The sequence below is a fragment of the Grimontia marina genome, assembly GCF_900060185.1.
Lineage (GTDB): Bacteria > Pseudomonadota > Gammaproteobacteria > Enterobacterales > Vibrionaceae > Enterovibrio > Enterovibrio marinus.
Genome location: NZ_FIZY01000029.1, coordinates 26,146 through 48,651 on the forward strand (window position 1 = coordinate 26,146; position 22,506 = coordinate 48,651).

13 protein-coding genes are annotated in these 22,506 nt (G+C 47.0%); 6 read left to right on the forward strand and 7 right to left on the reverse strand.

Features of this window, described 5'->3' with window-relative positions:
* The first annotated feature begins 101 nt into the window (after positions 1-101).
* Complete coding sequence (locus GMA8713_RS15225; RefSeq protein WP_198159520.1) at positions 102-584, forward strand: 2-thiouracil desulfurase family protein; 483 nt, start codon at positions 102-104, stop codon at positions 582-584.
* Positions 585-890: 306 nt separating this feature from the next.
* Positions 891-1,913 carry a LacI family DNA-binding transcriptional regulator gene (locus GMA8713_RS15230; RefSeq protein WP_062711644.1) on the forward strand — a complete coding sequence of 341 codons (1,023 nt, stop codon included), beginning with the start codon at positions 891-893 and terminating at the stop codon, positions 1,911-1,913.
* Between the two features lie 63 nt (positions 1,914-1,976).
* On the opposite strand, the gene GMA8713_RS15235 is transcribed toward GMA8713_RS15230, so the two are convergent.
* The 6 genes from GMA8713_RS15235 to GMA8713_RS15260 form a co-directional block, all read right to left on the reverse strand.
* Positions 1,977-5,435, reverse strand: a complete 3,459-nt coding sequence (locus tag GMA8713_RS15235) for a 1,3-beta-D-glucan phosphorylase, GH149 family (RefSeq protein ID WP_062711646.1) — start codon at positions 5,433-5,435, stop codon at positions 1,977-1,979.
* A 117-nt stretch (positions 5,436-5,552) separates the two neighbouring features.
* Positions 5,553-6,521, reverse strand: a complete 969-nt coding sequence (locus GMA8713_RS15240) for an ABC transporter ATP-binding protein (RefSeq protein WP_062711648.1) — start codon at positions 6,519-6,521, stop codon at positions 5,553-5,555.
* A gap of 14 nt (positions 6,522-6,535) precedes the next feature.
* Complete coding sequence (locus GMA8713_RS15245) at positions 6,536-7,489, reverse strand: ABC transporter ATP-binding protein (RefSeq protein WP_062711651.1); 954 nt, start codon at positions 7,487-7,489, stop codon at positions 6,536-6,538.
* A complete protein-coding gene (locus GMA8713_RS15250; RefSeq protein ID WP_422615202.1) occupies positions 7,489-8,418 on the reverse strand; it encodes an ABC transporter permease in 930 nt (309 codons plus the stop codon). Before GMA8713_RS15250 ends, GMA8713_RS15245 begins: the two co-directional genes overlap by 1 nt.
* A gap of 53 nt (positions 8,419-8,471) precedes the next feature.
* Positions 8,472-9,446, reverse strand: coding sequence for an ABC transporter permease (locus GMA8713_RS15255; RefSeq protein ID WP_062711658.1), 975 nt, complete (start codon positions 9,444-9,446; stop codon positions 8,472-8,474).
* Positions 9,447-9,486: 40 nt separating this feature from the next.
* Positions 9,487-11,100 (reverse strand): ABC transporter substrate-binding protein, encoded by a 1,614-nt coding sequence (locus tag GMA8713_RS15260; protein ID WP_062711739.1) that lies wholly within the window; start codon positions 11,098-11,100, stop codon positions 9,487-9,489.
* 954 nt (positions 11,101-12,054) lie between these two features.
* Here GMA8713_RS15260 and GMA8713_RS15270 point away from each other — a divergent pair.
* Complete coding sequence (locus GMA8713_RS15270) at positions 12,055-13,275, forward strand: eCIS core domain-containing protein (RefSeq protein ID WP_084387752.1); 1,221 nt, start codon at positions 12,055-12,057, stop codon at positions 13,273-13,275.
* A gap of 379 nt (positions 13,276-13,654) precedes the next feature.
* Here the strand turns inward: GMA8713_RS15270 and GMA8713_RS15275 are convergent, their stop codons facing one another.
* A complete protein-coding gene (locus tag GMA8713_RS15275; protein ID WP_198159521.1) occupies positions 13,655-17,620 on the reverse strand; it encodes a glycosyl hydrolase family 17 protein in 3,966 nt (1,321 codons plus the stop codon).
* Positions 17,621-18,447: 827 nt separating this feature from the next.
* Here GMA8713_RS15275 and GMA8713_RS15280 point away from each other — a divergent pair.
* The 3 genes from GMA8713_RS15280 to GMA8713_RS15290 all read left to right on the forward strand — a co-directional run bounded on the left by GMA8713_RS15280 (position 18,448) and on the right by GMA8713_RS15290 (position 22,495).
* On the forward strand, positions 18,448-19,929 hold the full coding sequence (locus GMA8713_RS15280) for a carbohydrate porin (protein WP_062711670.1): 1,482 nt from the start codon (positions 18,448-18,450) through the stop codon (positions 19,927-19,929).
* 77 nt (positions 19,930-20,006) lie between these two features.
* The gene (locus GMA8713_RS15285; RefSeq protein ID WP_062711673.1) at positions 20,007-21,578 is read left to right on the forward strand and encodes a glycoside hydrolase family 16 protein; all 1,572 of its coding nucleotides are present in this window, start codon (positions 20,007-20,009) and stop codon (positions 21,576-21,578) included.
* Between the two features lie 194 nt (positions 21,579-21,772).
* Complete coding sequence (locus tag GMA8713_RS15290) at positions 21,773-22,495, forward strand: YebC/PmpR family DNA-binding transcriptional regulator (RefSeq protein ID WP_062711676.1); 723 nt, start codon at positions 21,773-21,775, stop codon at positions 22,493-22,495.
* Positions 22,496-22,506 lie beyond the last annotated feature (11 nt).

Here is a 22,506-nt window from a genome sequence, read left to right on the forward strand (position 1 = left end):
ATTTCACATTTCCTCAACTATTGAGTAAAAAAAAGTCTGTTTCCCTTTCATTTAGATCCGATACCATCACAACTACTACTTTCCAGTTATTGTGATACTCAATGAAAAAAGTGTTGGTCAGCGCTTGCCTAATGGGGCAGAAAGTTCGCTATGACGGCAACGCCCTTACCCAAGAATCTGAACTATTTCAACGTTTAGTGGAGTTAGCAGATATCGTGACGCTCTGCCCTGAAGTCGCAGGAGGACTGCCCACACCACGCCCACCGGCAGAAATTGATGTCGCGGACGGTGGGGCGGTGGTCGCAGGGAAAGGAAAAGTCATTTCCGTACAGCAAATAGATGTGACTGGGCATTTCGTTTCAGGTGCTCAAAAAACACTCGAACTATGCAAACAGCATAACATCAAAATCGCTATTCTTACTGAATCTAGCCCTTCTTGTGGAAGCACTCTTATCTATAATGGCCAATTTGCTGGCACCAAGGTCTCTGGTCATGGCGTGACCACTGCACTCCTCCGACAACACGGTATCACCGTGTTCAGTCAGTTTAACGTCGAAGACGCGCTGGCTGCACTAGAATTATGAAAACGATTTCAGTGAAATTAGTAACTCACCATTGAGTACTTTGGTATTAAAAGTGTTAATCAGTGAACATTTGTGAATAATGCGAACGCTTTTCATTTGGCAAGGCTCCGTATTTCGTGGCAAAACTAACGCTATTTGAAAAAAAGCTGCGTTAAATGAATAAGGTTGCAAACATGGCTATCGGTAAGTAGTTGTGTGTAAAACCATCCATAAGGATTATCTAAAGGAAGCACTTTCATATCAAAGGGATAAAATCGCCCTAGATATATCGGCGTTACAGTATCAGGTAAGTTAAGGAAGATCTCGTTGATTACCATAAAAGAAGTGGCAGAACTGGCAAGAGTTTCCCAGTCAACTGTGTCTAGAGCGTTGAATGGCCACAAGTCGGTAAAGGAAAAAAACCGTGTGAAGGTATTTGATGCCATCGAAAAGCTCGGATACCAACCAAACGCGTTCGCCCAAGCATTGGCATCGAATAAATCGCACAGCATTGGCATGTTGGTGGGAACGTTTGATGGTCCCTACTTCGGTCCTTTGATGCACCATGTTGAAAAGGTAGTTCGTCAAAAAAACTACCACCTCATCATTACTAGTGGTCATGAAAACTACGATGAAGAGCAGGAATCTATTCGCTTTCTCAATGCGAAAAAGATTGATGGCCTGGTACTCACTTCAGACATGATGAGTGACGCTGACATTTTGCAAATTGTTGAAAAGACACCCGCTACCATGCTGATGAACCGATACATTCCGGAAATTTCGGATCAATGTATTTGCATGGATAACGAATGGGGTGGCTACATAGCGACTGAGCATTTGATACAAAACGGGCACCGCCGCATTGGTTGCGTCACTGGTCAACTCAGCAAAATCGACAGCCGGGAACGTCTTCAGGGTTATCGCAATGCACTGGAAAAATATGGTATCGAATACGATCAGAACTTAGTTGTTGAAGGTCGTTTCGATCACGATGGCAATGATAAAGCCGTGCGTCGTTTGATGGATCGCGACAGCGGCATCACTGGTATATTCTGCCTCAATGACAGCATCGCTCTCGCAGCCTATGGCGTTTGTCATGACCGAGGCATGAAAGTCGGCGAAGACATTTCAATTGTTGGATTTGATAATCACACCTACAGTCAGTACATGACACCAAGTCTCACAACCATTCACTTTCCTCTCGAAGATATGGCTTGCGAAGCAGCGCGCGGTGTACTCAATATGTTGGAAGGCAAGCCATTAGCCAACATTAACACCCGCTTGTTCCCGACGCTAATGGAACGCGGTTCGGTGAGAACCTTGGAAACTGCACCTATCACGCCAGCTTAATCACGAACCCACTCCATAAAAAACAGCCGCAAACGCGGCTGTTTTCGTTTTTGGTACTCTCTGTTAGCCAGCTTGGTTCAAAACACTACGCGGAACATCTACTGCGATTTGCGCGATCTCACCTGTGCGGCTGAATAGCTTCTTACACAGCGACTCCGGCAGTTGATTGCCTTCGATGGAAACCACATCACCAGAAATCAAAGAGACAACAATCGTGGTTGAGCCACTTTCTGCCAAACGGTAAAGAAACGGCACCTGACAGTAAGTGAACGCCATTTCACCTGCATTGAGCGCAATGCTGACTTCATCGCCTTGCAGGTCAACATATAGGAAATGTGCCTCTTTTGATGAGAATTCACGTTCGAACAGCAGCGAAGGTGTAATCGTAATCGTACCGCCTTCCACCAGAAGGCCCAACTCACCAAAGCGCGTGATAATTTCCTCTTTCACTTGCCCTGTCATACCTGGCTGTTGCGCACCAGCATGTTTTGGCGTATGCGAGTATGGGTCAACAGGGAACGCACCATATTCGGTTGGTGTCTTGTTAAAGCCAATACCTTCACGCACACGATAGTAGTAGTCCGCCAGTTTACGGGTTTCCGCGCTGTGTGGATTTTCTTTCCTACTTGCGAAGTACACTTCCTGCACTGCCAAGAGCAGTTTAGAGACCATGTGCCAATAGATACAGCCCAAACCCTCGTAACCAAACATGGTACCAGAACGGCCAGTGAATTCTCTGTGGTTAAACACTGACTCATAAAGTGCAAGCACATTTTCGTACTGCTCGTCCGACATTTGTGGGTAATCCGCTCGTACTGCATCCAGTACTGATTTTAACGCACCTGAGTTTTCGAGTTTCGCATTAAAGTGGAACACACCATCAAGGTCTACATACACCACGCGTTTATCACCACGCTTACTCATGTCACGTAACAAATCGTTGTTACGCAATGCTTCTGCTTCAATGCAGTTACGGCGGCTAAAGCCAGCAAGCTCGCGGTCCGGGTACAACATGAACGATTTTTGGTCTTCACGGTACATTTCGCTGTTGAACAGATTATCCAGCAATGACACTGCCTGGGAACTGCTCAATGCCCCTGAGCTCAATGCTGCGACTTGGCCTTCCAGCATTGGGTACAGTGGCATAGAATCCAGTGATTCACTGTTGTACTGAACCACGTTATAAGCATTAAACAGACCGTCTTCCCGAAGGTTACGCTGAGTACTGCTGTCTAGCAAAGCAAGGCTGGTGCTCAGCAGAGATTCGATATCGTGCTTGTCGACCAGCGTTTTACCACTGAAACCATGCTGTTGGTAAACCTGATGACGGTAGCGGCTCGCCGCATCCACTAGCTCAGTCAACAACTTGTGCTTGGTCTGGCGGGTAACGGTTTTCTTCTTCACATCACGCAGCGTTTTATTCAGGATTTCGCTGGTTTCTTTCAGCCAAGTCGCGACTTCATTAGAAATACGCACTTTCTCTGGAGATTGTACAAACAGGGTTTGTATGAATTCCACATAACGACGCATGTAGTTCAGCGTCACCATTGAAAGACCGTTACCTACAATCGCGTTATTGGCATCATTCCACTCAGGACGCTGTGTGTTGAGCCAAATACCACCATCGACAACCCAGTTACCCAGCTTCGACAAAAGAGGCACCAGCAGCTTCTCAGAGAGGTTGACCAGATATACTTCTTTGTCCGTGTCCAGTAGAAGTCGGCCGTCACTACCAATCACCTCATTGAGCTTTTCCGTGCGCTCCTGAAGCTCAGTGTCAAACGTCACTGTGTCCTTCGGGTTCGAGAACAATGTGCGTGTGTCTCCGATACGGTATGGCACATTTGCATAGCTATAGATTTCACGGGACAAATTCGCGGTTAGCTGCGCAGGTTCAAAGCGCTCAGACCACTCCAGGAACTTGAGCAGATAGATGATCTGGTGGTCACCCCAATAGCCAATGTTGCTCCATGGGTCTTCCGGCTCCAGTACTTCCCAGTCGATGCCGTCTTTGGTGATACGGTAAGGGTTGTAACCGTCGATGGTTGAAGCATTGACAAACTTGGCAATGAAAGAGCGCAGGTATCCGGGGTAGCTCAGAGCCAGTGCTTCCCAGTTCTGGAAGATGTCGCGCCAGTTACCCTGATACGCGAGCAGTGGGTTACCTTCCTTGTCTTTGACTTTGATGTCGTAGTGGTTCCAAGGACGGCTAGGGTCACCGTGACGACGACCAAAGGTCAGTGGGAGATATTCGTAACAAAGACGCAGCAATTGAATATCGTCAGCTTGTTCAGCGCGCTTTACCAGTTCTTCATGGGTAAACGTTGCTGGCAACTCTTCATAAAATGCTTGGTTGCGCAGTACAACTTTCTTGTTGGCGTTTTCTGCTGTTTGCTGCACATCATCTTTGCGCAGAATATAACCTTGTTCGAATACGCCACCACGCATGCTGTTAAATAGCACGTTCGCGTAATGGTGGTTACTGGTCGCCTCTTCTTCAGAGAACTGTAATCCATCGACCGCTGAAATAAGAGAAACCAGCTCTTTGTGGTTTTTCACACAATCTTGCTCCACTTTTTCTCGGAGTGACTGTGGGTCTTTTTGCTTGTTACGCAAAGCAACGACACCGGCATGATCTTTTTCAATGTCGATAACAAACAACCAATCGTTACTCTCACTCGCTGCCAGTTCAATCATTTTGTGAATGAAGTATGCACCACGAACACCGCGTGTCAGGGTTTCACTTTCAATGATATCGCCGCGACGGAAAGCTGGTATTTGCTGGCTGCTAAGCAGGACTTCGACGTCATCGCTATCAATACAGAAAACAGTATTTGCAGTCAGTGCTTCTGCGGGGTCAGCACAGTCGCTAAGCTTCGCATACATAGTGTAAAGCGCCAGCGTGGTATCTTGAACGCGCTCATTCCATTTATAGGCATCTACCAGTGCACTGCTCTTTTGCAGCGCAACCATTGGTGCACCATTTGGCAGGATGTTCTGCACACCGTCCAGAATTTCAATCTTGCGCGAGGTGCCAGAGAAGTCGCTCAACTCTGCACGGCGGACAAAACCGTAAGTGTTGCCGCTCTGCCAGCTATATTTGAACGTCAAGCGCAGTGTCGGGTTAATTTCCTCAAACACTACTTTGTCACCCGTTATATTTTTGTAAAGATTACGGATAACACGATACTTACCATTGTGCTGAGGGTTAAACGGTTCCCACGTCACAATATCACCTATTTCATCTTCAAGACGGATGAAGGTTTTAGGGCCAGTGTTTTCAGCATTCTCATGGATCATATCCACTGAGCGATACGGAAACAGGGCATTTTCAGGATTGCCACGGCCTGCTGACAAACATCCGGTAGACGACGCAAACACCCAGTGATCATTGGCAGACACCACACTCATAAAGAAGGGTGGCATTTGATCGACATTTTCAATGCGATAAAAGCGTTCGCCATTTGAATCAACGAATTGCCCCTTCACAGGGTTGCTTGCCAGTTTAAAACAATGTTCCATATTTCTTGGTTCCCAAAAAGAAAGCGCTTTCTTATTAATTTAAAATTTTCCCGGTGGATTTTTCAACCATCACCGGGAGGTCGATAAAAGGTTACGCTTCGATAGGGCCTTATGGCCTTAGAGGTGGTGACACCTCGCGTAATGCCCTGGTTTGACTTCCGTCGCCTCAGGCATGGATTGTATGCAGGCTTCCGTCGCAATTGGGCAACGCGAAGCGAACGGACATCCGACACTACTGGGTTTCCACAGCGGTATCTCGCCCTTTCTAACCGATAGATCGCGGCGGCCTGCACGTCCCACTTCCGGCACAGCGGACAACAGCAATTTCGAGTAAGGGTGTTGAGGTGTTTGCGTCACACTGTCGCTCTCACCCCACTCCACCATATGACCGACATACATGACGGCCGTTTTTTCTGCAAAATATCGCGCGGTAGCAATATCATGCGTTATGTACATAAAAGCTATCCCATGCTTGTCTTTGAGATCGGCCATCAAATTCAAAATACCAAGACGCACCGAAACATCCAGCATGGAAATGGGTTCGTCAGCCAGGATGACTTCCGGGTCGACGGCTATCGCTCTCGCAATCGCCACACGTTGTCGCTGTCCGCCGCTGAGTTCATGTGGAAATTTTTGCGCCGTCTCCACAACCGGAGACAGTCCCACTAACTCAAGCAGCTCGTAAACCTTTTCCGTTACATTTTGTTTGCTTGCCCGCTTGTGAATAAGCAGAGGACGGGCAATGTGATGGTGAATACTATGAACAGGATTCAGCGAGCCAAACGGGTCCTGAAATATCATCTGAACCTGGCGGGCATATTCCAGTTCACCATTCTCAGACACATAGTCCGCCAGTGACTTTCCTTTAAAGGTAATCGAGCCAGCCGAGTGTTCATAGATTCGGGTCAAGATCCGTGCTCCGGTACTCTTCCCCGAGCCAGACTCTCCCACAATCGCTAACGCTTCGCCTTTCTTCAGTTCAAAGGAAACGTCGTTTACCGCTCGCATCAAATTGGACTTGGAATGCCCGATGCGAAAATCCATCACCAGGTTTTTAATTTCAAGAAGGGTCTCTTTGTTTTCCATTCTAAGCTCCTTCTCTAAACCAGATGACACGCGACCTGATGCTCAGGTGCGATGAGTTTCAACTGCGAATCCTGCTCAGTGCAGGGCGCAAAACACTTGCTGCAACGCTCCTGAAAATTACACCCTTGCGGTGTATTCAGCAGGTTCACCGGATTCCCCGGAATCCCGTACAAACGCTCTTTCGGACCATGAATGGTTGGAAACGATGAGAGCAATCCTTGTGTATAAGGATGCTGTGGCGCCCCGAACACGGTTTGCGCATCGCCCAGTTCAATCATGTTGCCCGCATACATCACGCCGATACGGTCTGCAATTTCGCCCATCAGACTTAAATCATGGCTGATGAACAGAATGGAAAAACCGAACTTTGCTTTAAGATCATAAAGCTCGTTCAGGATTTCCCTTTCAACGACAACATCCAGTGCCGTCGTTGGCTCATCCATGATGATGAGCTTTGGTTCCAACGCCAGTGCCACTGCAATCACCACGCGCTGTCGCATGCCGCCACTCAACTGGTGCGGAAACGCTGACAGACGATCCGGGTGAATCCCTACAATTTGCAGCAGCTCTGACGCTTTTTCTGTCGCCTGTTTCAACGACACCTTTTTGTGCGCCAGAATCACATCTGTCAGCTGCTCACCAATGGTGATCACAGGGTTAAGAGAGTTCATCGCACTTTGAAAAACCACTGACACTTCATTCCAACGGAATGCGCGCAGCTGTTTATCATTCATCTTCAGCACGTCTTCGCCTTTGTAGAGGATTTCACCCTCTGAGATCAGCGCAGGCGCTTTATGAAGACGTGAAATCGCAAACGCCAATGTGCTCTTTCCGCAACCAGATTCGCCAGCAATACCCAGCGTTTCACCTTCGGCAATGCTCACACTGACATTGTTCACTGCTCGTGCCACGCCATTAGGCGACACGTAATCCACACAGAGGTTGTTAATTTCGAGCAAGTTTGCCATTACAACCCCCTTTTCTTGTCTGCCGCTTTTTTCAGTTTGCGCCAGAGCTTCATATGTGGACCGGTTTTGAGTTTCGGATTACTGACCTGATCAATCGACATATTGATCAGCGCCAGTGCGCCACCGGTGATAGCCAGTGCCAAAGCCGGCACCATCATTTCCCACCAAGCGCCCGTGTAGAGTGCCGACGTCGTTTGAGCCCAATAGAGCATGGAGCCCCAGCTCACTTCAGTCGCGTCACCCAGGCCTAAAAAACCCAACCCTGCTTCGGAGCCCATAGCGTAAATGACGGCACCCAAGAACCCGCCGAACACAATGGAAACAAGGTTGGGTAAAATCTCGACCAAAATAATACGCAGTTTTGATTCACCCATGACTTCTGCAGCCAGAATGAATTCTTTGTTGCGAATTGCCATGGTTTGAGCGCGAATCACGCGTGCGCCCCATGGCCAGGAGGTCAACCCAAGTAAAATCGTTATCACCAATGAGCCCACTTGCCCCAGAAACGCCGCCAGGACGATCAATAAGGGAAGCTGTGGAAACACCAAGAACACATTGGTTAAAAAATTCAGTCTTTCATCAATCTTGCCGCCGAAGTAGCCAGCAGACACACCCACTGCCACGGCAATGCCCATCGCAATCAGGCCAGCAAACAGCGAGACGGTTAGAGTTTTACGTGCGCCATAAAGCACTTGGCTGTATACATCACGCCCGCTTCGTGTGGTACCCATCAAGTGTTTCTCACTCGGTGGCTGATGCGGACGCGCAACACGTTTTTCCGCTGAATATGGTGCCAACACGTTGGCAAATATCGCTCCGACCAGCACCATGGTCAGCAGCAAGGTGCCAAGAATTGCTGGCGGATTGCCATAGAAAAAGGCGTATATACTTTTCCCCGCGCGCTTTATCGCTCCGCCTTTGTTTGGCATTTTCACTGGCTTGTTCTGGCTCGATTCCATCGTCTTATCCATGTGCCCGCTCCTTAATTCGCAATGCGCGGGTCAAGCCAGACATACAGCAAGTCGGCGATGAAATTCGCGGTGAGCACAGCGGTCACCAATATCAGCAAGATGGCCTGAATGAGCGGATAATCCCGCGCCACAATGCCTTTCAACAGAATGTTGCCCAGCCCCTGATAGTTGAACACCACTTCGGTCATGATCGAACCGGCAAAGGAAAAACCAATTGCCATCGCCACTGCAGTTGCCACAGGCAATATCGCGTTACGCCCAGCGTAGCGGTACATCACACGGGTACTGCTCAAGCCCTTGGCTTCTGCCATGGTCACGTAGTCTTCACCAAGCACATTAATCATGGCGTTACGCATGTTGAACACCCATGCAGCAATACCAACAACCACCATTGAACCGACCGGCAAGATGGCGTGTTTCAGCACGCTGCCGATAAATTCCAGATTGAACCCCGGATCCAGCGACGGGTCGTAGGTGTAAGCAATCGGCAACAAATCCCATTTAATCCCGAACAGGTAAAACAGGAACAAGGCTGTAACCACATACGGGAAGTTACTGATAAACGACAATACCGGCGGCACCACTTGACCAACAAAACCCGTTCGGCGGTAAGAGGCATAGGTGCCAATCGACACACCAATAATCAACGCCACGATCAGAGAGCCAAGCGCGAGGAACAAAGTCCAAGGCAGTGCATTACCAATGACTTCCGACACACTGATGGGGAACATCAATACTGACGGTCCCAAATCCAGCGTGAACACACTTTTGATGTACGCCAGATACTGCTCAAAGACATTACCATCAAGGAAGCCGTACATTTCACGCACCGCATCCATTTGTGCAGGATCCATTTTTCCCTGCGCTGCTGCGAACAGCGCCTCAACCGGGTCGCCAGGCATCAAGCGCGGCAACATGAAGTTGAATGTAATCGCGATAAGAAACGCGCAGAAATAGAAAATGAATCGCCGAAACAAAAATGCCATCGATTCGCTCCTCAACAGTCCATGAATTCAGCGTATCGGCTTATTTCAGGTGCAGGTTATTGAGGATAATGACGCGCTTACCGCCGTCATACCAAACGGGCTGAACGTATGGGTTTTCCTTCGTTGGCCAACCATCCACTTTCTTGGTGCTGTACTGGAACCAGGTTGGATTTGAGAATAATGGAATAAAAGGCAAGTTCTCTGCGGTAAACACTTGTAGCTTATCCAAAATCGCCTTTTGCTCTTCCGGTGAACCAGTTTGGCCAAAGCTGTCGATCAGCGCATCAATCTCAGCATCATTAACACCGTGACCCGCGTGCCAACTGTTGCCTACACGTGAAGAAGAGAAGTATTCCTGGTAAGCAATAATTGGATTTGTCGCTACCATCGACCAGTTTATAGCAACGTCATATTCGCTCTTCTTGAGGTTCGCGTCATAAACCGCCCAGTCGACAGTTTTCACATTTGATTTGATACCGATTTCGTCGTAAAACTCAGTTACCATCTGTACGACCTGAATCCAGTCTGTCCAGCCTGTGACAACCTCAATATCGAACTCCAATTTTGAGCCATCAGGGTTATCACGATAACCATCACCATCTACGTCTTTAACACCCGCTTTATCCTGATTGAATTCAGTGAGATGGCTGTATCTGTCGGAGATCTCTTTATTTATGCTCTTTTCATACAGCTCACCGATACCACCCGCGTTAAAGTTGGCGGTTGGATAGCCATATGCTGCGATATCAACAATCAGTTCGCGATCCAATGCCATTGATAGAGCCTGACGCACTTTCAGATCATTAAACGGCACTTTCTTCGTATTCAGGTAAAGGTGAATCGCGTCATTGGCTGGATACCAAAAATGGTTGTTGTCCGGGTCACGCTTCACGAAAGTGCTTTCAATATCAGCAATAAAGTTCGACCCCCAATCCACTTCACCTTTCATCAGTGCCGGCTGTATCTGAGAATTATCGTTGAATGAACGGAAGCTCACGCAATCAAGATAAGGACGTCCTTTAAGGTAATAGTGCGGGTTGCGGCAAAGCTCCATTTGCTGGGACTTGCGGTATTTAACTTGTGTCATTGGACCCGTACCTACCGGGTCAGGATTGGTAAAGGTGGTAGCATTGTCCACTTTTGACCAAACAGCCTTTGGTAGAATATGGTACTTTTCCAGATTCCAAATGAAGGTTGAATCTGGCTTCGCTAGCGTAAATGCAACGGAGTTATCAACCGTGACTTCTACCGACTGCAAGTTGCCGCCAGACCAAATACCCTTTGAGTCAAATGCGGGGTTCTCTTTGGTCAGCAGAAAGCTGTACGCCACATCTTCAGCAGTCAATAGCGAGCCATCAGACCACTTCAGCCCATTGCGCATTTTCACTGTGATAGTTTTCAAATCGTCTGAATAACCAGCCGATTCCGCGAGGCGAAAATCCGTCTCTCCAGTCATGTTATTAAACACCATTAAAGGCTCAAACATGATGCCGTGGAAGACGTCTTTCGTAGTATAAGGATTGTAATTATCGACAAAACCAGTCGTGATGATCGGCACGTTAAGCGTTCCACCTTGCTTGATGTCAGCCGCCTGAACACCCACAGTTAGTAACGCACTGCAAACGAGAGAAGCGAAGATTTTCTTGTTGTACATCTTGCCGTCCTTTTTGTCGTTATATATCCAATCAGTTGACTGAAAAGCCCTTGCTGCTTTTGCAGTAAAACTTGAGTTATGAGCGTAGCCAATCACTTTCCGCACGATCACCCGTTTGAAAGCGCTTTCTTTGCGATAGATATTAAAAAATCCAAGGACTTCAACAAGCCATCTTTTACCTTTTTGTAACAATGATCACAAATACTTAATCATTGAATTATCATGAATATCAATAGTGAGAACGGTTACATCATTGCAGAATGGTGTGTGGTGACGATTGCAGGATTTTATACCCAAACAACCTGAAGATGCAGGATTCAGCGAGATTGACTGGCGTTATGATCGCGGCGTTCCTTTGCAGGTGTCGTCATCTCCATCAAAAAGGAACAACAAAGAGCACAACGTCAGTCAACTCGACCGAAGGGAGGCCTCCAATGCGCCCACATCTTCGTTAAATCCCAAGGAAATAGAACGACTATTCCTCGTAAAATTTGCCTCGAATTAAACGCATTGATGCCCTTTGAATGCGAGCATCTGCAGGTCGTTTGGGTATGGGTGTAGGGGGAGAAACTCTATACACCCGTAAAAACATTAAACCACACCAGAAAAGACAGTATCTAGAGCTTACCGCTCAGCCTAACTGATCGGTTCTGCATGAAGCCGGGAATTGAAAGGTTTCTTGATAACCAACCGTCAGGCCTTCTTTCTGAGTTCATGCTTAGGATTATCTAAAAATAGACATGTTGGGAAATCTAGCTACCTAGACTTAAACCTGAGTTCACTTCACGGTACCTCGCATTGTTTACTTATGATAAATCTGCAGAGGGTAATTCGGAGTTGTCAAACGCCCGCTCCCAGCTCTCGCATTCAAAATTATCCTCTCCTTCGCCGTTAACGATTGGAACCACCGATCATCCTCTAGAAAAAGAGGCTGATCGTATCGCAAATGAAATAATGAGCGGTGCAAGGCCAACTGCCACTTCAATATGTCGTTGCGGAGGCTCCTGCCCAAATTGTCAACAAGCCCCTTCGACATCCCGTTTGATACAACGTCGAAGTGTATCGCCTTTGAATCAAGGCAATATTAAAGCGCCGCCCTCTGTTACTGCAACTCTAGCAAGCCAAGGAAGACCTCTCGATAACCAAACAAGAGCGTTTATGGAACCAAGGTTTGGTATGCGTTTTTCTAATGTCAGAATCCATGATGGTGCAAATGCAGCAAAATCGACCGATGACATTCATGCAAAGGCATACACCTGTGGTAACCACATTGTTTTCGCAAGAAACCAATACAAACCCAACACTGACCACGGCAGAAAGCTGCTAGCACATGAGCTGACTCATGTCATTCAGCAAAGTGGAGGCAGCAGGTTTATTCAACGCTTTCCTAACCCTGCGCCACCGCCAGCTCCTTATACTCCTGGTAGGCCAGCTCATAACCACCCTGCGATTGGCGCCTGGCCGCTGGTTCAGGCCAACGCGCGAAGCATCTGCAAAGCAATAAGAACCACCATCAATTTACCAGGAGGAGGATCAGTCTCGGTGTGGAACCGGCCCACCACAATTAAAGAAAAGTCGGAATGTGCTTGCGCCGTGCTGTCACCACTTAGTGTGTTAACTGCGGCCAAACATATTCAGATGCGGAACAAACCTCTCGCCGTTGCTCATCTTGACCACTATATCTCCGGAGGTGGGGCAGACTTTGTCGAGCACACAAACCTTGATAATTTGATGAAAACGGATGCCGGTGCCCGGGGAGTCGTCGCCAATGCTATCGCTAGTGCAGACAGAGGAAATGTATTCATTCGTCAGGGTCATTATTCAGACGAAAACTTCAGATTAGCATTTGGCGGTATAGACAGGGTTGATTACCAGGTTAACCGGACCGCTTCCACCGTCGACGTATGGTTCAAAGACAGATACGACTTCCACCCCGCAGGATTTGGGTATACCAACCTCGGTACAGGAGATTACGCACCACCAGGGAGACCAACCAACTGTGTCCACGCTGCCGCAGTAGAAGCCAAAAGCTCAGGTGCGGCTGATTATTGGATGTTTGGTCATGCAACCTTACCTCTAAGTCTGATTACAGGGGGTTCTACAGGCTCTTCTGGGTCTGGTTCAACAGGAAGTTCATCGGGAGGATCCGGTTCTGACGGGGAAACGGATATATAATCTTGTTATCAACAAAAGAGCTACTTGAGCTCCCTCATTAGAGAAAGATAGAGTTAATTTATATAGGCAATTGTCGTCCACATATCTCAAACGATAAGCGCCATGACATTGCCGGTGAACGCGCTCACGGCTATCCCGCCTGCGCCGCCGATGATAAGTGCCATCTGTTCTTTCCTTGAATGTTTTTATGGGTGACACCCCTACATGGAAAGAAACGCGTAAAAAACTGAGCGGAAAAACGAAAAAAAGCCCCAAAGCGTGAGATGAATCACGATTTAGGGCCTTTTGCCTATTCCAAACGAAAAGACAAAAGGGGAAGCATCAAAGCCTCCCCTTTTTCATTAGCAGTTGTTTTTCTCTGCAATGCTAGAGAATTCTATTACTTGCTGAAGTAAATATCATCGATAGTAATATTTACAGGCTGGCTCATATCAGTTCTAGCAGCAGTGATAATAAGTTGCGCAACTGCGCTTCTCGACAAAGAACCAGAGGAATGAACACTCACAAAATCATCTAGAGGCAAAGCCAGTGTAACTACACCTTCCGTTGCAGTTACGCCCTTGCTGATAGCGCTAGTTTCACCATCACCTCCTTCATGAATAGATAGTTTAATATCTAGCGCTTGACCCGTCAGCAACGTATCAACCTGATATGTCATATTGAAGGTCGTGAAGCCAGTGGCATCAAACGCCGACGACGAGAAATCTATCGCTCCATAGGCTTGATTCGCCCCAACATTAATCACTTTTGCTGGGCTGTCATTCAAAGTTCCATCCACTATTGAACTAGCTGAGTCATTCCATAACGCTCCCCATTCGGTCACTGTGATATCCGTATAGTCATCGCTGAATATAGAAACAACATCCGCAGTGGTATCTACATGACCGCCGGTGCCGCCATCTTTACCACCATCAGTGCCGCCATCAGTGCCACTATCGGTAGCCGTCGGCGAGACAATGACATTGTCAATCAGGTACTTAGAGCCATAGCCCGTTTCCCACTTAGGAAATACCATGATGACGTCTATATTTGTCAGGTCTAAGCCTTCGTTTGATAGGTCACTCAATCTAAACGTATAGGTTTTCCAAGTGTTCAATTCTGGTACAGAGTCCAGTTCAGTATTTTGGTCAAACTCCACAGCTTTATTTAGATCTAACTGTACAGCTTCACCCGGGTTGCCATTTTGGTCACCACCGTTTGATTCCACTTTGAAATTCCAAACTGTTGCTGGTGTAGCGCCATCTTCGAGCAATTTAATATCAAACGAAATAACGCCATCAACCATCCAAGCATTCACATCAAGTGGGTTAGACGGCTCTCCTTTACGTGTATTAAAGCCATTTACAGATGGTGTAGACAAAATCTCGAAAGAGGTAGCCGCACCATGTGCAGGATCACTATCCATTACAACTGGAGGAATGGCATCAGTAGCATTATTCCAAGCAACCCACTCCGGATTCGCTGCATCGTTAAAGATCACGATTGGAGTATCACCTGTTGTGCCGCCGTCAGTACCACCATCGGTGCCGCCGTCAGTGCCACCATCGGTACCACCATCGGTACCACCACTTTGAGCGCCAAAAGAGATATTATCAAAATGCATTGTCACATCACTATCTCTTGAAAATTCACCACTCGGGTCAAAGTCTGGGAATACCACTAGCTTAGTTACTGTGTTTGCTAGGGATTGGCTAGAGAAATCAAAGGTCAGCTCCTGCCACTCGCCAACGTTTGAGTAATCAGCCTTAACCTGAATACCGGCTCGGTCCGCATTCTCAAATTTGACTGTCACTGGGCCAGCAGTGTCTTTAAGTACCATCATCTTAACGACGTTATTGGTATCATCTAGCACATAAGGCTCGAAGCTTGCCGTTGATGCACCTGCCCAGTGTTTACCACCAGCACGAGCAATCAGCTTCGCTACGTTACCTGAGGTGTTCTCTCCTGAAGAATTTGGATTCGGAACAAGCTCAACCGCAGGGTCGTCATCATTTTCGAACACTTCCCATATTGTTGCGTCCGTTTCAAAATCGAAAGTTTCTGGTGCACTTGAAGTACCACCATCGGTTCCGCCGTCAATCGAATCATAATCTGCCAAAGCGAGGTCACTAATTTGAACCGAGCCTGGCTGTTCTATGATGATCGCGAGTCTGTTCATATCAGTGTAAGCAGGCAGCGGAATTTTCATCTCCACCCAACCATTGCCCACATCCGTTCCATCTGCCAGAGAATAAACATTCGCTGTTTCTGCGTCGGAAGTAGTTAGAAAAGAAACTTTAAGTGAATCGAGAGTCGTTTTCGCTTTGAATACAGCGTCTGTATATTGCGTGGCATCGACTGTACCATTCGAACGCCAAGCGACTGCACCCCAGTTCACCGTAGAGAGCCGAATTACTGGATTGTAGGTTCTGTCATAGCCACCTCCAAGGCTCGCACCGCCGTCACCATTCCAGATATCTATATTTTCCAACGGCACAGTTTGCGCCTGATCTGTGTAGAAAATATAACCTGCATTTGGAGGAGTCGGCCCAGTAACGGTTTCACGCCCCTGGCACCTTGGATCTTTTTCGGCAAAATACAAGCTATTTTCATTTGCAGGATCGGTTCTATCACCAGACTTACTAAAACGAATGTTCCTAAATTGAACCGAACCGGTATTACCATTTGCCGAGCTGACAAAAAATGGTGCAGTAACATCAGTGATGTCTGGTGAAGCCCCCGCTGTACTCATCTCTGAAATTTTGATTCTATAAGTCTGCCAGTCGGTTGTGACCGCGCGGCTACTATTGCCAGCAAGAGAGATACTGTTCATAGACTGAGGTCTACTGGAACTGCCGAAAACACCAGTGCTAAAGCCAACACTGATTCCGCTATCCAGCAAGTAACCGTCGTTATCCGCTTCTTGTTTGACATCAAAAATGAAGTAGCCATTTTCAAACCCTGCTAGGTTTTGACCAACATCACCTGGCTCATTAATACCTGGAACATCGAGGCTTGCACCCCAACCAAACGAAGCTTTAGGTTTTACAGGGACAACAACTAGTGTGTTTGCGTTGCCATCAACACCGATCCATGAGGTTTCACCTTCCCAAATAGTAGTACTCAAAGATTTTTGAATTTCATCTGCGAATACCGCATATGTGTCACCGCTAACCTTTTGGTTGTAAGGGTAGGCATAAGGAATAGGTAAAATGTCACAAATGACAGCTGCTGAATCACCAGAGTAAGATTGACGGATTGATACGCCTTCACGCGTTAAATTGCTGTAACTACCACTAGCAACTTTATCCCAAACTGCATATTTCGCCGATCCGTCCAATTCAAACAAACCAAAATGCTGTTCAGAATGACCACCGTTGCTTGCTTCGCCTTTCCAAGGCTCATCAAATGCCTCGAATAAGAACATTGACATGCCATTCTGGTCTAGTTTTGCTTTTAACTTATCGTAGAAAGCTTTTTGTTTGTATTCATCGGCTGCACCCGTGCCATCATCACCGAAGCCATCAGTTGAATAGGACGCCCATCCTGTCTCACCAATATGTATTTGTTTGTTTGGATCGATTTTTCTAACAGCATTTTGTACAGCCAGTATTTGCCTTTCTGCTTCTTCGACAGCGCGCGTCATGGCAAGGTCTGCTTGCTCTGTAATATTTAAAGACTGCTCATCAAGAGGGACATTCCAGAATACAGAGTTGTGCTTGGTGTCGTGGAATGGATAAGAGTGAACCGAAACGTAATCGACTGCCTCTATCAACGATTCAATGTCATCTGCATGTTGGTTGTAGTAATCACTCGCCACTTCACGCGCCCAGACCGCCCAGTTGTCAGAGCTGGTAATCCAAACATCAGAGCCTATGTCTCCTCTGGCCTTAGCACTTTGAAGCTGATTAACACGCTTGAGGATAATGGAAGGAACAACACGATATTCACGCGCCCACTCAACCATTGACTCATTGCCCACTGCGATGACTTTGATTATGTCTTTGTATTTCGATGCTAATGCAATTGCCTTTGACATCTCATTGTCGTTGTCAGGGTTCTCTGTATCATGGATTACGGCAACATCTTCTGGGGGGAAAGAGTTCAGCGCATCAATCCAAACGCCAAGCATCACGTACATCTCGAAGTTTGAATCATCAAGTTTCAACTCTCGGATGGCTTGAAGCAGATTTTCAGTATCCGAGTACTTTTGAGTGTTGTACGTGCGAATAACTCTGATTCCCGTCTCATGCATGATCCGCAAGTCTTCTTTCAGATCTTGAACCGACTGAACGGTTGCTTCACTGCGCGAGGTATCACGAAATGAACCATAAGACATCGCCTGAAGAGATGTTGTGCCTAACACAGGGTCACCCGACACAGATTTCGGAAAGTTTCCGGTAGGTGCAGGGTTAGGTGACAAATCACTAGATGGAACAAAAGGGTTTGTAACTGGCTCATCACCGCCACCACCACATGCACCAAGGGCAAGTGACAGTGATACTGCGAGAGCCATTTTTGCTAAGTTGTTTTTCATCGTATTAATCCGTTACAGCTGTTATATCGGCTAAGGGAAGTTCGTTGGCTTGTCCTTTGCCTGATTCCAACCACCAGAATGTTGATGGACTTTACGCTCAGCGTCCCACCATTAAAGAAAGCGCTTTCTTTAATGAATTAGCAAAACCCGAGATTCGGTCACCACCCATCACTCGAGGACAACTACTAGCATTTGTAACGATATTGTTATGGAGGCACTTTGTACAGACTCATTAATGAGACATTGCTAATTTAATAAAAAATAAATATCTATATGATTTATATGTATTTATTTAAATTTAGTCGTTGAGTGTAGTTTCAAAGAATATGACTATAACCCTGTACAGGCAATCTTTAAAACCAACTAAAAGTTACGAATTTGTAATGATTATGTGATCGAATGCTGATTTTAGGTTAGTCATATTTGCGATCAACATCTCTGATAAATTAATGTCCGCTGTACCAACGCTTTCTTTAGTTTGTCACACATCTGGGATAGCACCCCGAGAGGTTCAAACAAAAGAAAGGTAAAAACTCCCGAATATAATGGTCTTATACTGCTTACGCCACCCAGCAGAACTGGGGCTCTCGTCGGGAAACTCAATCATTACAAGAAAGCGCTTTCTTGTAACTGATGATTTTTTGATGGAGTAAGGAATGAAAAAATCCATTTTATCCACACTGTTCATTGGGGCACTGGGTGGGACCTCTTACCTTCCTTCTGCAGCCTATGCTGTGGAGACAGAGTTCGAGTTTCACGGGTATTTCCGCGCAGGTTTTTTTGCCAGTAAAGAAAACGACTTCAAAAAAGCCGACTTTGCTGGTCAAAAGGAAATGCTCGGCCGTCTGGGTATTGAACCAGACAATGATGGAGGCATCGACTTTATAACAAAACTCATCTTTGATGACGAAAAACAGCTGAGTATTCATGTTGGACTTAGTGAGTTTGACGCTGATGACGTACTCGGTTTTATCGAATTCGAAGGTGTTACGCCATCAGGTTCTATGTGGGCGGGCAAGCGAAAAATCTACGAAGATAACTATATCTTTATGACCGATTACTTCTACACAGATCTAGAAGGCATTGGCGCGGGCATCAGCGATTACGAAATCGGTGATGGCTTTCTTTCACTCGCCTACCTATCCAGTGACAGAAGCGAAGACTACGAAGATTTAGTTGACGCAACTTTCCATGATCCAAGCGGTGCGCTTATTTCTACTTGGGAAGAAGAACGTTACCGAATTATCACTGCAGATCAGAAAGATGCTATCCAATCTAACCTAAATAATACCATGCACACTTTCAGTGTAGGTTATCAAGTAGGTCGATACGAGGTCATTGGTAACTACAAATATATGCCTGACAACTGGGATGTATTCGGTAATGAGTGGGCTGATACAGGTTTTGATGTGACCGGTATTTACCATATGCCTCATTTCTTTGGCTTGGAAGGTAATGCATTCTCTTATGTCATCGCGCAAACTGGTAAAGGCCGGGGTTCAGGTAACCTTCTTGGCAGTACGATCACTGACTATAGCGGCTATCGCTCTGGCTCTTTGACCCAAGGTGTACACAACGATTGGCCTTACTTTGGCCCATCCTCTCCATCTGTTGATGGATTGGAAGGTTACTCGCGCAATACATTGGGCGGTAATTCTGAATACTTGCTCACCCATCGTCATGAAGATGCCACAAGCGGGCGCTTATTGTTATGGGGGGGTTACGTCAATTCTAGCGGCATTGGATTCTTCCCAGCAATCCAAGGCCAATATAATGATGAAGCTGGCAAGGATGACACCACATATACCTACTGGTATTCAGCTATGATGCGCAACACCTTCCCTGTTGCAGATAACTTCTTTGTTCAAACGGATATTGGCTGGTACAAACAAAACTACAACGGAAATTCTTCTTATCAATCAAAGTATACCGTTGCCCCAACTTTTATCATGTCCGATGGCGAGTCCAGTGCTGAAATCCGATTCATGGTTACATACCTTCCTGAATCTTGGACAAACGAGTCTTATGTACGTGACGCAAATGGTGACATAGAGAGAGACCCAGATGCTGGGTATCAATACAAAACTCAAAACGGCAGCGACGTAATCGTTGGTATTCAGGCAGATGTGTATTGGTAAAGCAAGGTCACAAAGGTTCATGCGATACCAAGAATACTGCATTTAATTACTGATACCGATTAAGTAAGGACACAATCATGAATACATTTCCCTACAAGCGCACATTGATTGCTGTCGCGACAGTGGGCGTGCTTGCAGGCTGCCAAGCGAAGAAATTTACTCCAATAGACACGGCATCACAGGACACTAGTGCACCGGAGATTACTGCGAACGACTCGTGGACACTGATTTGGAACGATGAGTTCAGCGGTGACAAAATTGACAAATCTAAGTGGAGTCACGAAGAAAACTGTTATGGCGGCGGTAATAATGAACGCCAATGCTATACCGACCGCAAAGTAAACTCTTTCATTAAAGACGGTAAGCTTCACATCGTCGCCCGTGATTATCAGTTTACTGGCCCTTCTGACCCAGAAGGCAAGAGCCGTCGCAAAGCAACCCTTCCATATACTTCAGCACGCTTGCGCACCATGAACAAAGGCGATTGGAAGTACGGGCGCTTTGAAGTCCGCGCAAAACTGCCATTTGGTCAGGGCACCTGGCCTGCTATTTGGATGCTGCCTACTGACTATGTATTTGGTGGATGGGCAGCTTCTGGTGAAATTGATATCGTTGAAGCGGTTAACCTGAAAACCCCTACTGACCAACTGGGCGCAGAGCCTGGCACGGAAGAAGCACGTATTCACGGTACGCTTCACTATGGTCGCGAGTGGCCAGATAACGTGAGCATCGCTGCGGAATATCACCTTCCAAACCATGTTAACCCTGCAGACGGTTTCCACACTTACTCTCTGGAGTGGGAAAAGGACGAAATGCGTTGGTATATCGATGATATCCATTACGCAACTCAGCGCTCTGATGGTTGGTATAGCCAATATAAAGAAGGTGGTCGTTGGGTAACGGGCGAATCAGATGCGCCATTTAACCAGCGTTTCCACTTAATTTTGAACCTTGCATTGGGTGGTTCTTGGGCATCTAACGCTAACGAAGGCGGCATCGATCCCTCTATCTTCCCTCAAACAATGGAAGTGGATTACGTACGCGTATACGAGTGTTCGAAAGATGTTGAAACCGGCAAAGGTTGTGCAACCGTTCAGGACACAGCGCAATTTATTGCAGGTACACCTGCACCTGAGATCATCATCCCAGGTCCGGATTACGCCACTGGCCCAGAGTTTGTGCTGTTCGGCGACAAGCCAGACAAACACCTGCGTTCGAAAGAGTACGACCCACAGTTCAAGATCTACACAGAAACCAAGCCTGTTGAAGGCCGTGGTGATGTACTGGCAATGAAGAAAACCGGTGAGATCGGTAACTTCTACTTCGAATCTCCAGAAGTCAATATGGGCGAATGGATGCAAGGTGGCGAGCTGGTCTTTGATCTGCTGGTTGAAGAAAAAGCACCTGAAACCAAGATCATGGTGAAAGTAGACAGTGGCTGGCCAGCAGCGAGTGATATCGATGTCGAAGTACCGCCTATCGGTCAATGGACTGAGGTTCGCATCAACTTTGCTGAACTGATTGGAAATGGCAACCGCTTTGCTTCAGGCGCGAAAGCGAATGTAGAAGGCCTACGCAATATCTTTGTTATGGAGCCAACAGGACCGATGGTTCTGCAACTCGATAACATTCGATACGAGAAGAAATAGTCCCTCTTCTTGAAACCCAAAAGGGAGGCGAAAGCCTCCCTTTTCTTTTGCATCAAGCCATTTAACCCGGACAACACTTGATCAAACTCAGCAAAACCGAGCCTTATCGCGCTTTTAGTGCTGGAAAAAGCCTGCGGGTGATTGATAAAATCCCTGCCACTTCAATAAACGCATATCAAAGAGAGTGACTCCCCATGGGACGCAGTTTCGAAGTTCGTAAAGCTTCAATGGCGAAAACACAAGGCGCCAAAGTTAAGCTGTACTCAAAGTACGGTAAAGAAATCTACGTTATCGCGAAAAACGGCGGTGGCGACCCAGATTCAAACCTGTCGCTTAAGCGCATGATCGAGAAAGCGAAAAAAGATCAGGTGCCAGGGCACGTTATCGAAAAAGCTATCGAGAAAGCTGCTGGCGGCGGCGGTGAAAACTATGAAGTTGCGCGCTACGAAGGTTTTGGCCCAGGCGGTTGCTCAGTGATCGTTGACTGTCTGACTGACAACAACAACCGTACCTACATGGAAGTGCGTCAGTGCTTCGTGAAAACCAACTCCAAAATTGGTGGCCCAGGTACTGTTGCTCACATGTTTGACCACCAAGCTGTATTCCAGTTTGCCGGTGACGACGAAGAAGCTATGCTTGAAGCACTGATGATGGCAGACGCTGACGTGACTGACATCGAATGTGAAGACGGCGTGATCACTGTATTCGCTCCTCACACCGAGTTCTTCAAAGTAAAAAACGCACTGACTGAGTCAATGCCAGAAGTCACTATCGACGTTGAAGAAATCACCTTCGTTCCACAGACCATGACTGCAGTGAGCGGCGACGATGTTGCGACGTTTGAGAAGTTCATGGACATGCTGAACGACTGTGACGACGTACAGAACGTGTACCACAACGCAGAGGTCGAGGCCTAATTCCTCAACGT